Annotated in this window: 14 protein-coding genes; 3 read left to right on the plus strand and 11 right to left on the minus strand. The window is 57.4% G+C overall.

What is annotated here, in order from left to right:
- Window positions 1-42: 42 nt before the first annotated feature.
- The 5 genes from AB2B48_RS20880 to AB2B48_RS20900 all read right to left on the minus strand — a co-directional run bounded on the left by AB2B48_RS20880 (window position 43) and on the right by AB2B48_RS20900 (window position 2,993).
- Complete coding sequence (locus AB2B48_RS20880; RefSeq protein WP_185668198.1) at window positions 43-288, minus strand: DUF3343 domain-containing protein; 246 nt, start codon at window positions 286-288, stop codon at window positions 43-45.
- Window positions 285-1,046, minus strand: coding sequence for a putative 2-hydroxyacyl-CoA dehydratase activator YjiL (gene yjiL, locus AB2B48_RS20885; protein WP_185668199.1), 762 nt, complete (start codon window positions 1,044-1,046; stop codon window positions 285-287). Before yjiL ends, AB2B48_RS20880 begins: the two co-directional genes overlap by 4 nt.
- Window positions 1,047-1,054: 8 nt before the next feature.
- Window positions 1,055-2,206, minus strand: coding sequence for a double-cubane-cluster-containing anaerobic reductase (locus tag AB2B48_RS20890; protein WP_368300089.1), 1,152 nt, complete (start codon window positions 2,204-2,206; stop codon window positions 1,055-1,057).
- A gap of 77 nt (window positions 2,207-2,283) precedes the next feature.
- Window positions 2,284-2,754 (minus strand): GNAT family N-acetyltransferase, encoded by a 471-nt coding sequence (locus tag AB2B48_RS20895; protein ID WP_368300091.1) that lies wholly within the window; start codon window positions 2,752-2,754, stop codon window positions 2,284-2,286.
- On the minus strand, window positions 2,751-2,993 hold the full coding sequence (locus AB2B48_RS20900) for a DUF2164 domain-containing protein (RefSeq protein ID WP_185668202.1): 243 nt from the start codon (window positions 2,991-2,993) through the stop codon (window positions 2,751-2,753). The genes AB2B48_RS20895 and AB2B48_RS20900 overlap by 4 nt, the downstream gene beginning before the upstream one ends.
- 207 nt (window positions 2,994-3,200) lie before the next feature.
- Here AB2B48_RS20900 and AB2B48_RS20905 point away from each other — a divergent pair, with 207 nt between their 5' ends.
- Window positions 3,201-4,145 (plus strand): TauD/TfdA dioxygenase family protein, encoded by a 945-nt coding sequence (locus tag AB2B48_RS20905; RefSeq protein WP_368300093.1) that lies wholly within the window; start codon window positions 3,201-3,203, stop codon window positions 4,143-4,145.
- A gap of 2 nt (window positions 4,146-4,147) precedes the next feature.
- Here the strand turns inward: AB2B48_RS20905 and AB2B48_RS20910 are convergent, their stop codons facing one another.
- Complete coding sequence (locus AB2B48_RS20910) at window positions 4,148-5,584, minus strand: PLP-dependent aminotransferase family protein (RefSeq protein ID WP_368300095.1); 1,437 nt, start codon at window positions 5,582-5,584, stop codon at window positions 4,148-4,150.
- Window positions 5,585-5,762: 178 nt separating this feature from the next.
- On the opposite strand from AB2B48_RS20910, the gene AB2B48_RS20915 reads away from it, so the two are divergent.
- On the plus strand, window positions 5,763-5,927 hold the full coding sequence (locus AB2B48_RS20915) for a DUF1127 domain-containing protein (protein WP_368300096.1): 165 nt from the start codon (window positions 5,763-5,765) through the stop codon (window positions 5,925-5,927).
- Window positions 5,928-5,967: 40 nt separating this feature from the next.
- Here AB2B48_RS20915 and AB2B48_RS20920 read toward each other — a convergent pair whose 3' ends face one another.
- Together AB2B48_RS20920 and AB2B48_RS20925 are read right to left on the minus strand one after the other, a co-directional pair.
- On the minus strand, window positions 5,968-6,612 hold the full coding sequence (locus AB2B48_RS20920) for a LysE family translocator (RefSeq protein WP_368300097.1): 645 nt from the start codon (window positions 6,610-6,612) through the stop codon (window positions 5,968-5,970).
- 47 nt (window positions 6,613-6,659) lie between these two features.
- Window positions 6,660-7,403, minus strand: a complete 744-nt coding sequence (locus tag AB2B48_RS20925; RefSeq protein ID WP_368300098.1) for a helix-turn-helix transcriptional regulator — start codon at window positions 7,401-7,403, stop codon at window positions 6,660-6,662.
- A 222-nt stretch (window positions 7,404-7,625) separates the two neighbouring features.
- On the opposite strand from AB2B48_RS20925, the gene AB2B48_RS20930 reads away from it, so the two are divergent.
- Window positions 7,626-10,166: a penicillin G acylase gene (locus tag AB2B48_RS20930; RefSeq protein WP_368300099.1), complete on the plus strand. Its 2,541-nt coding sequence runs from the start codon at window positions 7,626-7,628 to the stop codon at window positions 10,164-10,166.
- 141 nt (window positions 10,167-10,307) lie between these two features.
- Here AB2B48_RS20930 and AB2B48_RS20935 read toward each other — a convergent pair whose 3' ends face one another.
- The 3 genes from AB2B48_RS20935 to AB2B48_RS20945 all read right to left on the minus strand — a co-directional run bounded on the left by AB2B48_RS20935 (window position 10,308) and on the right by AB2B48_RS20945 (window position 12,465).
- Window positions 10,308-10,853 carry a YfaZ family outer membrane protein gene (locus AB2B48_RS20935; RefSeq protein WP_333496099.1) on the minus strand — a complete coding sequence of 182 codons (546 nt, stop codon included), beginning with the start codon at window positions 10,851-10,853 and terminating at the stop codon, window positions 10,308-10,310.
- Between the two features lie 444 nt (window positions 10,854-11,297).
- Window positions 11,298-12,251 (minus strand): GTPase, encoded by a 954-nt coding sequence (gene yjiA / locus AB2B48_RS20940; RefSeq protein ID WP_368300100.1) that lies wholly within the window; start codon window positions 12,249-12,251, stop codon window positions 11,298-11,300.
- 10 nt (window positions 12,252-12,261) lie between these two features.
- Window positions 12,262-12,465, minus strand: a complete 204-nt coding sequence (locus AB2B48_RS20945) for a YbdD/YjiX family protein (protein WP_185668211.1) — start codon at window positions 12,463-12,465, stop codon at window positions 12,262-12,264.
- Between the last annotated feature and the right edge of the window lie 27 nt (window positions 12,466-12,492).

The following is a 12,492-nucleotide window of genomic DNA, read 5'->3' on the forward strand; positions in this document are numbered from 1 at the left end:
TAGGCCGGGTAAGGCGTAGCCGCCACCCGGCAAAACACCAAACTACCCCGGGAACGTATGCAACAACACAAACCCTTCGCCGCAGCGATAAATACTCTCCGTTGCGCCGGGCATCACCCAGCGTAACTCGCTGCCTTCCTCGCAATGCAGATAAATACACAGCCCGCAGCCGCCGCGAAGCTGGCGCGGAATATCCGCCACCCGGAAGGATATCTCTTCGGCCTGGAGCGCTTTGCGGGTTTGCACCACGCCCAGCGTCGAGTGGAACAAAAACAGATACTCCGTCATTTTCTCATCCGTTGCCCAATCATCGCCGCGCCAATCGCCCCGGCAAACTGCGCGTCGGGATGCGTGTGCACCGGCATGTTCACGTGCTCTGAAAGCCTCCGCCCAAACGCCGCGCAGTGGCTAACGCCGCCGGTAAACAGCAGCGGCCCTTGCGCCGACAGTCGGCTAATAAAGTTGGCGCTACGTCGCGCCATCGCGTTAACCACCCCCGCCAGAATCGCCTCCGGCGGTACGCCCGCGGAGCGCAGGCTAATCACTTCGGATTCGGCAAACACCGTGCACATACTGGTAATGGCGTGCGGCTCAACCCCTTCCGTCAGCGCATCCAACTGCTCGACGCTGGCCCCCAACGTGCGGGAAATTACCTCCAGAAAGCGCCCGGTACCCGCCGCGCATTTGTCGTTCATCAGGAAATCGGTGAGGTTGCCGTCCTCATCCAACTGGATCACCTTGCTGTCCTGACCGCCGATATCAATCACCGTACGGGTTTCCGGCAGCAGCAGCCGCGCGCCGCGCCCGTGACAGGAGATTTCCGTCACCTGCTTGTCGGCAAAATCAACCAACTGGCGGCCGTAGCCGGTAAGCGTCAAAAATGGCCGCACTTCGAGCCCGGCGCGCAGCGTCTCCCACGCCTCAACGATGGCGTCAGCGGGGCGAAACGGCGTAGGGGTGAGGAAACGACGGCGGATAACGCCGTCTTCCAGCAGGATACCTTTGGTGGCGGTCGACCCTGAATCAATGCCTATTGATAACGTCACGCGCGCTCCTACAGCATTTCAATAAAGGCCGCTACGCGGGTGCTGAGCTGGCCGATATCGGCGGTGGAGTAATCGGTCTCAATGGCGATATAGGGAATATTATGTTGCTGGCGCACGTGGCGTTTAATCGCCATCGATTCAACGGCATAGGTATGGCAGGCTTGCAAAATCACGTCCACCACACCGTCGGCCTGATACTCGTCCACCATCTGGCTGAGCAACGTTAAACGCTGGTCGTTCGGCGAGATGCACGAGCAGCCGATGGCGAGGTATTTATCGGTCAGCGCGTCGTACACGTCGCCGTCCTCGTCGACGCAGTGCTCGGTGGCCTTCGCGCCGGTGCAGTTTTCATAGCCCACCACCCAGCCGCCGTTGTCCTCAATGGCTTTGACCACTTTCTCCGCCGCACCGCCGATCGGGCAGCCGGTGATCAGAATGCGCGGGCGCGCGTCCAGCCGCTTGCCGCTTTCCCACTCCTGACGCACGCGCTCGGCCATGCCGTTCAGCTCATCAATCAGCGCCTCTTTATCGAAGCGGAAGGTTGCGCCATACACCACTTTCAGAATGTCGCTGCCGCTTAATGCCGGTGGATTGAGCTGCCCGACGCGGTAGAAGTTGGCCAGCGCCCGGCGCTCGCGGTTCTTGAGGGCGATCGCCTCGCGCAGCGATGCTTCGGAAATTTGCGTGCCAAAACGAGCTTCAACCGCCTGCTGAAGACGCAGGATTTCCGCCTTCCACAGCGCGCGGGAAGCCGCGTCGGCGGCGCTGTTCGGCAACTGCATGACGTGCACTGGCTTAAACTCGGCCATGTACTCGTACATCTTCTTTTTGCCGTCGCAGGTGGTTTCACCGACCACCAGATCGGAGAAATAAAAGTAGGGGCATTTGTCAGTTTTGCCAAAGCCGTAGCTGCTTTTGATAAGCGGGCACAGATTGCGTGGGAGGTCTTTCTCCGCTTCTTCGATGGTTTCATCCGACGTAGAGCAGAGCGACACAACGACCGCGCCCGCCGCCATCGGGATCTCCTGTGGCATAAAGGTGCAGTAGGTGCCGACCAGCGGCGTGCCTTGCTCTTTGAGATCCATGACGGTAAGAAAGCCTTTCTGCCGGGCTTCGGAGAACTGATCGAAAATGGCGGGTAGATCGGTGATAAGCGACATGATTTTCCTTCCCCGTAACACGGGAGACGATAAAATAAGTCGCCATTATACCCCTATTTAAAATAGGGTTTTGTTGATCATACCCCCAGCTCTCGGCTGTAGACCCGCGAAGATTCTCCCCACGGATGGTAGCCTAACCCGTTAAATATGAACCCTGAGTTCTCGTAAAACCCGTCGATGTCGGTGCACAGATGCAGCTGGCTAAACCCCAGCGTGTGGGCGTGCCGCGCGATATGCTCAATCAACCGCCGCGCCAACCCCTGCTGACGGTATTCCGGCTCAATATAGAGCGCACACAGCCACGGATACAGCTCGCCGCGGCTAATAAAATCGTTGGTAATCAACCCCGCGCAGCCGATGATCCGCTCGCCATCCTGCAGCCAGTACCACTGCGGCAGCGGGTTTTTCGCCCCCGGCGTGCGGCGCAGCGCGTCGTCGTAAACCATCATCGACGCTTCCGATGCCCACTGTTGCTGGAAATAGGCGATAACCGCCTCCATCTGCTCGGGATGGTCGCGTAAAGAACGAATAACGTACTGTGAACTCATAGAATTTTCTTCAGATCCATCTCTTCCTGAATGCGCTCGCTCCACGCAAAGTGGGTGCGAATCGCTTCATCAATCCCGGCGTTATAAAAGGCTGGCCCCAGTTTCTCGATAATAAAATCGATAAAGAACTCTGCGTCGAACTGCTCCAGCTCGAGGTCGAACTGTTTAGCGCAGTAATCCGTTAGCTGATCGCGCAGCTTCTCGCGCTCGGCGGGGGTGAGGTTGATTTCCGTGCTCATAAAGACTCCTGTGTCATTCCCGGCGGCGCTGCGCTTGGCCGGGCTACAAGTTGGTAGCCCGGGCGAGGCGTTTACGCCGACCCCGGGGCGGCTCGATGCCGAATAATGCAATCCCAAGTGGCAGCTATCAATATCACAAAGTCGACTTTGTGACCCGGTGGAATATTTCTATATTCGGGTTTCTGACGATTTTAAAGGGGCGCAATCATGACTGCTGTGAACACTGCTGATACCGATTTTCCTTTACTGAACGTACGCCGCGTAGCGGGCAACATCGGCGCGGAGATCCGCGACATTCGCCTCTCTGCAAGTCTTGATGCCGACACCTTCGCCCAGCTCGACGCGGCGCTGGTCAAATACAAAGTGCTGTTCTTCCGCCAGCAAGATCACCTGACCGATGCCGAACATCAGGCTTTCGGCGCGCGCTTCGGCAAGATTGTTCCCCACCCTACGGTACCGTCCCCGGAAGGCACCAAACTGTTTGAGCTCGACGCCTCCAAAGGCGGCGGCCGCGCCGACTCGTGGCACACCGACGTCACCTTCGTTGACGCCTTCCCGAAAATCTCCATCCTGCGCGGCGTCACCATCCCGGAATACGGCGGCGACACCGTGTGGGCCAATACTGCCCGCGCCTACGAGCAACTGCCGGAGACGCTTAAGCGCTTCGTCGACACCCTGCACGCGGTGCACAGCAACGATTATGACTACGGTGCCGAGCGCGTCGTCGTCGAAACGCACCGCCTGGCGCATCACCAGAAAGTGTTCGTCTCATCCCTGTGGGAAGCCGAGCACCCGGTGGTGCACGTCCACCCGGTCAGCGGTGAACGCGCGCTGCTGCTGGGGCATTTTGTCAAACGGCTGGTGGGTTTTAGCTCGCGGGAATCCGCGCAGCTGTTCGAACTGCTGCAAAACCGCATCACCCGCCTCGACAACACCGTGCGCTGGCAGTGGCAGCAGGACGATGTGGTGATTTGGGACAACCGCAGCACCCAGCACTACGCGGTCAACGACTACGGCACCCAGCCGCGCGTGGTGCGTCGGGTGACGGTGGAAGGGGAGATTGCGGTAGGGGTGGATGGCAGTAAAAGCCGCACGGTTTCACGGCCGCAGGATGCGGCGAATGGGGAAGGTGCGGTTAGCGCTGTCTCCTGACATCAACGATGGGCGGTGGTTTCATCCCACTCCATCGCCACCTTCACCGCCATCCCCAACTGCACCATCACCTCCCGATGTTTCTCAATCGGCGGCAGCGCGCAGTTGATCCTCAAGCAGTTCCGGTATTTCCCCGACGCGGAAAACAGCGATCCCGGCGCCACCTGGATCTTCATCCGGCATAGCTGCTGGGCGACGCAGACCATATCCACCTGCTCGGGCAGCTCCACCCACAGCATAAAACCGCCGGTTGGGCGGGTGACGCAGATCCCGCAGGGGAAGAACTCGCGCAGCCAGCAGGTGTAGATCTCCATGTTGCGCTGGTAGATCTGCCGCATCCGCCGCACGTGGCGGTGGTAGTGGCCTTCGCGGATAAAGTTAGAGGCGGCAAGCTGGGTCGAGGGCACGTTGGTGCCGCTGGCGGCGTATTTCATCTGCAGCAGCTTGTCGTAATAGCGGCCCGGCGCTATCCAGCCAATGCGCAGGCCGGGGGCGATGGTTTTGGTAAATGAGCTACACAGCATCACCCGGCCGTCGATATCCCATGAGTGGATGGTGCGCGGGCGTGGGTACTCGGTCGCCAGTTCGCCGTAAATATCATCTTCAAAAATCACAATGTCGTAGCGCTGGGCAAGGCTCAGCACCGCGCGCTTGCGGGCGTCGGGCATGATAAAACCCTGCGGGTTGTTGCAGTTGGGGACGAGGATCACCCCTTTGATCGGCCACTGATCCAGCGCCATCTCCAGCGCTTCGATGCTGATCCCGGTATTAGGATCGGTCGGGATCTCAATGGCCTTCAGCCCCAAACCGCGCAGTAGCTGCATGGTGCCGTAATAGGTGGGCGATTCAACGGCAATAATGTCGCCGGGCTGGCACACCGACAGCAGCGCCAGCGACAGTGCACTGTGGCAGCCGCTGGTGATGATCAGATCGTCAGCGGTCACCACCGAACCGCCATCGAGCATCAGGCGGGCGATCTGCTCGCGCAGTTCACGGCGACCGGCCAGTTCGTCGTAGCTCAGCACATCAACGATGTTGTGCTGCACCACCCGGCTCATCTCGCGCCAGAGCGGCTTCAGGCTGGGCTGGGTGACGTCCGGCGAGCCGCCGCCGAAAGGGATAATCGATTTATCGCCGCGGGCTTCCAGCATATCCAGTACCTGATCCCACTGGGTGATCTCCACCGGGCGCTGTACCGGGCGCGACATCGGCGGTACCGGCGGCTGGGCTTTTTGTGGGGCGACGAAGTAACCGGAACGCGGCTGCGGGGTAATCAGCTGGCGCTGCTCCAGCGTCTGGTACGCCTGCTGTACGGTGCTGATGCTGACGCCGTGCTCCTGACTCAGGCTGCGCACGGAAGGCAGCTTCTCGCCATGACGATACAGCCCTTGTTCAATCCGCTCGGCCAGCAGGTTGGCCAGATGTTGGTAACGCGTCATCGCTGTATCCTCAGTTTTCGCCATACAGATGAAAAAACCAGTACAGTCAGGCGAGAAAAACCGCACGCAGATACCGTTTTAGCGAATCTGTATGTTAAAGAAAAGTGTTTTTTGAATCTGTATTGCAAGGCCTGAAATCCGTGAAGATAAAGCCTCTGACAAGGCGAGGAGGTGGAGTATGGAATTTCACGAGAACAGGGCGAAACAGCCATTTATTGGTTTTGTGCAGGTAGGGCGTTTTATTAAAAAATGGTGGATACAGCAGCAAACGCGCCGCATATTGCAGAAAATGAGCGACGAACAGCTCAAAGATATTGGGCTGCGACGTGATGAGCTGCGTTAAAATACGGGCGGCGTGTTAAGACACGTCGCCCGCCATCGTTTTAGCTGGCGACAAATTGCCACAGGATCCAGCCGCCAAAACCGATCAGTATGCCACCGGCGGCCCGTTCAATTTTCCAGACTAGATTACCCACACGGCGCTGAACCTGAGGCAGCGCGATCAGCACGATCAACAGCAGATCCCATAGCAGCACAACGCTGGTCATCCAGACTCCGCAAATCGCCTGTTGCGCCACTGTCACGTTCGGGCCCAGCAGCGCCGTCATCAGCGCCAGATAAAACAGCGCATTCTTTGGATTGAGTAGCGAAGAAGCTAAGCCTAATAGCAGCTGTTTCGTGAGCGACGGTCGTGCTGAGAGTGAGGCGTGCTGCCACTCCGGCTTCCCGGCGCGACTTTTCAGTAGCTGGCTGCCGACCCAGAGCAGATAGCCCGCACCCAACAGTTCAATAAGGGTGAAAAGCAGCGGTGCCTGGCGCAGCAACCCCGAGCCAATCACCACCAGTAAAATATACAGCCCGTTCCCCGCCGCAATACCGAAGCACAGCCCCATACTGCCGCGCAGCCGATAACGGATGGCGTAGCCAATCAGCAAAAAGAAGTCCGGCCCCGGGCTGAGCAGCGCCATAAAGTGCGCCAGCGCCAGTGCGGGAAATGCCGGAGGAAATAACGATGTGACCTGTTCCATAGCGACCTCAATGAAAAACGTGAGGTCAGCGTATGCTGGTGAACGCGTTAATTATTGTCAGATATTGACTGACCCAACGCGTATTGTCGCGGCGTGGCGGCCGTGTAGCTGACGAAGGTTTTGTGGAAATGACTCTGGTCGGCGAAGCCGGTCTGGTAGGCCACGTCGGCAATCTCGTCCCCGGCCCGCAGGTGTGCTTTCGCTAACTCCACCCGGGAATTGTTGAGAAAGCTGCCGGGCGTCAGGCCCGTATCCTGCTTGAACGTTCGGATTAAGGTCTCTTTGCGCAGCGAGAAGCGCGCGGCGAACTCATCAAGGGAGGGCGGAGAGACGGGGTCAGCCAGCAGCGCCTGCTGTAATTGTTGGCTGGTGGCGCGCAGCGTTTCCCCGGCGTGAGCGCTCAGGGAAAGCGCGGATAATAGCGCGGCTAGCGTGTCAGCGGACATCTGCTCGACAACGTTGAGATACAGACGGAACAGCGCGTCATTGCGGATAACCTGTCGGGCCAATGGCAGTGGCGTGTCGATATAGAGCATATGGTAGCTGCGCGGCTTTCCCTGTATTGGGTTGCAGCTGTGCGGTGCGTTAGCAGGGATAACGATAAGGTCGCCGGGTGACAAAAGATACTCCTGCTCGTCACAGACGCAGCGCGTTCCACCTTCCACAATCGCCCCGATTGAAAGCTGCGGGTGGCTGTGACGCTTATAGGCCTGCGTGCTCTGCCAGGTGCTGCGCCGCTCCAGTCCGGGCTGTCGGGTGAAGGTCTGATGAATATCGCGTGGTGTGGTCATTCGTTCGTCCCGGCGGTTTTTTCTTTTTATACCACATCAGGGGAAAGTGGGCAGAAATGCGTGAAAATTAAACGATTCGCTTTAGATCACATTAACCAATTTAATGTATCAAATAACTGATATCAGACTCACAGTTCACGCTGAAATCATTCGCAACGTATAGATAAATGCTGCTCCACAGCTAGTATCAATTCGCTAATCATACACCTGCAAGAGGATACAATGAAAAATACAAATCGTATGATCGTGAACTGTGTTGCTGCTTCCCTGATGTGTTCCTGGAACCTTTCCGCGCTGGCGGCAGGCACCCAGACTGAGGTCAAGATTGTTCGCGATGAATACGGCATGCCGCATATTTACGCCGATGATACCTATCGACTGTTTTACGGCTATGGCTACGTGGTGGCGCAGGATCGTCTGTTCCAGATGGAGATGGCGCGTCGCAGTACTCAGGGCACGGTCTCTGAAGTGCTCGGCAAGTCGTTTGTGCGCTTTGATAAGGACATTCGCCAGAACTACTGGCCGGACTCGATTCGGGCGCAAATCGCGGCGCTCTCGCTGGAGGATAAGTCTATCCTGCAAGGCTATGCCGACGGTATGAACGCCTGGATTGATAAGGTGAATGCCAATCCCGGCAACCTGCTGCCCAAGCAGTTTTCCACCTTCGGTTTTGCCCCACAGCACTGGCAGCCTTTTGATGTAGCGATGGTTTTTGTCGGCACCATGGCGAACCGTTTCTCTGACAGCACCAGCGAAATTGATAACCTGGCGCTGTTGACGGCGCTCAAAGATAAGTACGGTAAACAGCAGGGGATGGCGGTCTTTAACCAGTTGAAATGGCTGGTGAACCCTTCCGCGCCCACCACTATTTCCCCTAAGGAGAGCCACTACCCGCTCACCTTCGACCTTAAGAACGCACAAACGGCAGCGCTCCTGCCGCGCTACGATCGCCCGGCACCGATGCTCGACCGGCCAGCAAAAGGTGCCGACGGTGCGCTGCTGGCGCTGACGGCGGGGCAAAACCGCGAAACTATCGCCGCGCAGTTTGCGCAGAGCGGGGCCAACGGGCTGGCGGGCTACCCAACGACCAGCAACATGTGGGTGATTGGCAAAAGCAAAGCGCAGGATGCGAAGGCCATTATGGTCAACGGCCCGCAGTTTGGTTGGTACGCGCCGGCCTATACCTACGGCATTGGCCTACATGGCGCGGGCTATGACGTCACCGGGAATACGCCGTTCGCCTACCCTGGCCTGGTGTTTGGTCATAACGGCACGATTTCATGGGGTTCTACCGCTGGTTTCGGCGATGATGTCGACATTTTTGCCGAAAAACTGTCGAAGGATAAACCGGGCTATTACCAGCATAACGGGCAGTGGGTGAAAATGCTGAGCCGCGAAGAGACCATTAAGGTCAAAGACGGCCAGCCGGAGACCTTTACCGTCTGGCGTACCCTGCACGGCAACGTGATTCAAACCGATCCCGCGACCGAAACGGCCTACGCCAAAGCGCGCGCGTGGGACGGCAAAGAGGTGGCATCGCTGCTGGCGTGGACCCACCAGATGAAGGCCAAAAACTGGCAGGAGTGGACGCAGCAGGCGGCAAAACAGGCGCTGACTATCAACTGGTACTACGCCGACGTTAACGGCAATATCGGCTATGTGCATACCGGCGCGTATCCTGATCGCCAGCCGGGTCACGACCCGCGTCTGCCGGTGCCCGGCACCGGGAAATGGGACTGGAAAGGGCTGCTCTCCTTCGATTTGAACCCGAAAGTGTATAACCCGCAGTCGGGCTATATCGCCAACTGGAACAACTCGCCGCAAAAAGATTACCCGGCGTCCGATCTGTTTGCCTTCCTGTGGGGCGGTGCGGACCGCGTGACCGAGATTGACCGCATTCTCGATAAGCAGCCGCGCTTTACCGCTGACCAGGCCTGGGACGTGATCCGCAAAACCAGCCGTCAGGACCTGAACCTGCGGTTGTTCCTGCCTGCGCTGAAAGAGGCGACGGCGCACCTGCCGGTGAGCGACCCGCGTCGTCAACTGGTGGATAAACTGGTGGGCTGGGATGGCACCAATCTGCTGAGTGAAGGTGGTAAAACCTATCAGCAGCCGGGGTCGGCGATTCTTAACGCCTGGCTGACCAGTATGCTCAAGCGTACGGTTGTCGCGGCAGTGCCGAAGCCGTTTGGCGATTGGTACAGCGCCAGCGGCTATGAGACGACGCAGGATGGGCCAACCGGCTCGCTGAACATCAGCGTGGGGGCGAAGATCCTCTATGAAGCGCTGCAGGGCGAGAAGTCGCCGATTCCGCAGGCGGTCGATCTGTTTGGCGGAAAACCGCAGCAAGAGGTGGTGCTGGCGGCACTGGACGATGCCTGGCAGACGCTCTCCAAACGCTACGGTAATGACCTGAACGGCTGGAAAACCCCGGCGATGGCGCTGACCTTCCGGGCCAATAACTTCTTCGGCGTGCCGCAGGCGGCAGCGGAGGAAGCGCGTCATCAGGCGGAGTACCAGAACCGTGGTACGGAAAACGACATGATTGTGTTCTCACCGTCGGCCAGCAAAAGCCCGGTGCTTGCCTGGGATGTGGTCGCGCCGGGTCAAAGCGGGTTTATTGCCCCGGACGGTAAGGCGGATAAACACTATGACGATCAGCTGAAGATGTATGAAACCTTTGGGCGAAAATCGCTGTGGTTAACGCCGCAGGAAGTGGATGCGCATAAGGAATCGCAGGAAGTTCTGCAGGTAAAACGGTAACCTAACGTAGCCCGGCCAAGCGAAGCGCCGCCGGAGATTTCCCGGAGTCGGCGTTGCCTCGTCCGGGGCTACGTAATCTCATAAAAAAACCTGCCATCTGGCAGGCTTTTTTTGTCTGTATAGCGCGCGTTTTCCGTTTTATTAGAAAGTCACGCCGCCGCCCACGTAGGCGCCATCAATCAGCGTGTGCCCTGGGCGACCGTCTTTACCGTCAACGCTCACGTGGCGGTAGCCCACTTTCAGCGTTACCGGTTTGATAGGGGTCCAGCTCACGCCGCCGTTGGCTTCAACGTAGTTTTTCACGCTGTTGTTCAGCCCTTCTGGTGCGACATAGCCTTCACCAAACACGTTAATGCTGTCGGTCAGCGCCACGTTCACGCCGCCACCGATAGGGAAGGCCACGCCGTTATCGCCTTTTTTCGGCCCGAGGTAGATGGCTTTCGCGCCAGCATTCAGCATGACCGGACCCACTTCAAAGTTATAACCTGCACCCACGCCGCCGGTCTGCGTACCGTCATCGGTATTTTTCAGCCAGTTGCTTTCTGCGTACAGGCCAGAAGATGATTTGCCCATTTCCAGATTAAGGTTGGTGAAGTTCTTACCTTGCTCAATGCTGCCGCCCATTGCCAGCGCGGAACCGGATACAGCAGTCAGAGCGGAAAGGAGCAGGATATTAAGCTTTTTCATGGTTTATTCCTCGTCATAAAATTAATCTGAGGACACCTTAACAAGTGGGTTTTACTTCTGCAAATGTGACTCATGTCGATTTTTAATGCTGGAATTGTAATCACCACGGTCTTTTTTTGTTGCTTGAATGTTTGTTTTTACCAGCGTCAATGATTAGCGTTTTAATGTTTAGCGCCCGTTTAGTTTTTGGCTAAACGTATCTTGAACAGAGCGGGGGATATTGGTTGGTAGTGAATTAATTGTCTTTCTAATAATTTCCAAAAACGCTCCAGTTGTCATGAATAAAAATGAGAATTTACATTTCTACGCATTTAATTACCCTCTCCTGGCGGAGGGAGAGCGTGATTGAAGCTGTTGTTGTATCCCGGTCAAGCGAAGCGCCGCCGGGAATTGCACCGAGCCGCTCCCGGCGGCGCTTCGCTTGGCCGGGCTACGGGGGACGGGTTATTTTTTCAGGCTGGCGAATGCTGCGCGGATTTCTTCTTCCGGCAACTGAATACCAATAAACACCAGCGTGCTGTGCGGCGCTTCGTCGCCCCACGGTCTGTCCCAATCGGCGCTATACAGGCGCTGCACGCCCTGGAACAGCAGGCGATTCGGTTCGCCGTCAATCCACAGCATCCCTTTGTAGCGCAGCAGCTTGTCGGCGAAGTCCAGCAGCAGGTTCTCCATCACGCGGGAGACGTCGCTGATATCCACCGGGTAGTCCAGCTCGACCACGATAGACGACACGTCGTTTTGCTGGTCGGCCATAAAGTGGAAGCGCGGCTTCGAGGTGACGTTCTCTTCCAGCATAAAACCGTTGGTGTTGAACAGCAGGCCCAGGTCGATATCGCCGTGGGTGACGGTGTAAATCGGCGCGCGGGCGTTGATGCGGGTCAGGCGTTCACGCAGTTTTTCAGCCTCGCCCGCGACGTCGGTTTTGGTCAGCAGAATGCGGTCGGCGTAGCCTACCTGCGACTGGGCGATGGTGAACTGGTTCATCTGCTCGTTGGCGTGGACCGCGTCAACCAGCGCAATCACGCCATCCAGCAGGTAGCGCTCGCACAGCACCTCGTGGGAGAAAAAGGTTTGAATAATGGGGCCGGGGTCGGCCATGCCGGTGCATTCAATCACCAGACGGTCGAAGCTGATGTTGCCTTTATCGAGGTTATCGAGCAGATCTAACAGCGCGTCTTCCAGCTCGTTAGAGCGGGTGCAGCAGATGCAGCCGTTGGTCAGGGTTTTGATCTGGGTGGCGCGGTCGCCAATCAGTTGGTCGTCGACGGAGACTTCGCCGAACTCGTTTTCTATCACGGCAATTTTAAAGCCGTGCTGTTCGTTGAGGATGTGGCGCAGCAGGGTGGTTTTGCCCGCGCCGAGGAAACCGGTAAGTAGGGTTACTGCAATCGGTGCCATGATGTCTCCTTTAACAGCAGCGTATGCCGCCTTTTCCATCGCCGCCGTAGCGTGCCTGCTGGCGTTCGCGGAAGAACTCTTCGTAGGTCATGTACGGTTTATCCGGATGGTTGGTCTGCATATGTTCGACGTAGTTGTCGTAATCCGGAATGCCAATCAGCATTTTTGCCGCCTGACCGAGATATTTTTTAGCTTGCCCTAAGTTACCAAACATAGACCATCCTGATAAGACAAAGCCCGA

The sequence above is a fragment of the Kluyvera sichuanensis genome (assembly GCF_040930405.1).
GTDB lineage: Bacteria > Pseudomonadota > Gammaproteobacteria > Enterobacterales > Enterobacteriaceae > Kluyvera > Kluyvera sichuanensis.

Bases quoted from the DNA above. Each gene is read 5' to 3' on its own strand.
- AB2B48_RS20880 (WP_185668198.1), bottom strand. From the start codon at position 288: ATGACGGAGTATCTGTTTTTGTTCCACTCGACGCTGGGCGTGGTGCAA.
- AB2B48_RS20890 (WP_368300089.1), bottom strand. From the start codon at position 2,206: ATGTCGCTTATCACCGATCTACCCGCCATTTTCGATCAGTTCTCCGAA.
- AB2B48_RS20895 (WP_368300091.1), bottom strand. From the start codon at position 2,754: ATGAGTTCACAGTACGTTATTCGTTCTTTACGCGACCATCCCGAGCAG.
- AB2B48_RS20900 (WP_185668202.1), bottom strand. From the start codon at position 2,993: ATGAGCACGGAAATCAACCTCACCCCCGCCGAGCGCGAGAAGCTGCGC.
- AB2B48_RS20905 (WP_368300093.1), top strand. From the start codon at position 3,201: ATGACTGCTGTGAACACTGCTGATACCGATTTTCCTTTACTGAACGTA.
- AB2B48_RS20910 (WP_368300095.1), bottom strand. From the start codon at position 5,584: ATGACGCGTTACCAACATCTGGCCAACCTGCTGGCCGAGCGGATTGAA.
- AB2B48_RS20915 (WP_368300096.1), top strand. From the start codon at position 5,763: ATGGAATTTCACGAGAACAGGGCGAAACAGCCATTTATTGGTTTTGTG.
- AB2B48_RS20920 (WP_368300097.1), bottom strand. From the start codon at position 6,612: ATGGAACAGGTCACATCGTTATTTCCTCCGGCATTTCCCGCACTGGCG.
- AB2B48_RS20925 (WP_368300098.1), bottom strand. From the start codon at position 7,403: ATGACCACACCACGCGATATTCATCAGACCTTCACCCGACAGCCCGGA.
- AB2B48_RS20930 (WP_368300099.1), top strand. From the start codon at position 7,626: ATGAAAAATACAAATCGTATGATCGTGAACTGTGTTGCTGCTTCCCTG.
- AB2B48_RS20935 (WP_333496099.1), bottom strand. From the start codon at position 10,853: ATGAAAAAGCTTAATATCCTGCTCCTTTCCGCTCTGACTGCTGTATCC.
- yjiA (WP_368300100.1), bottom strand. From the start codon at position 12,251: ATGGCACCGATTGCAGTAACCCTACTTACCGGTTTCCTCGGCGCGGGC.
- AB2B48_RS20945 (WP_185668211.1), bottom strand. From the start codon at position 12,465: ATGTTTGGTAACTTAGGGCAAGCTAAAAAATATCTCGGTCAGGCGGCA.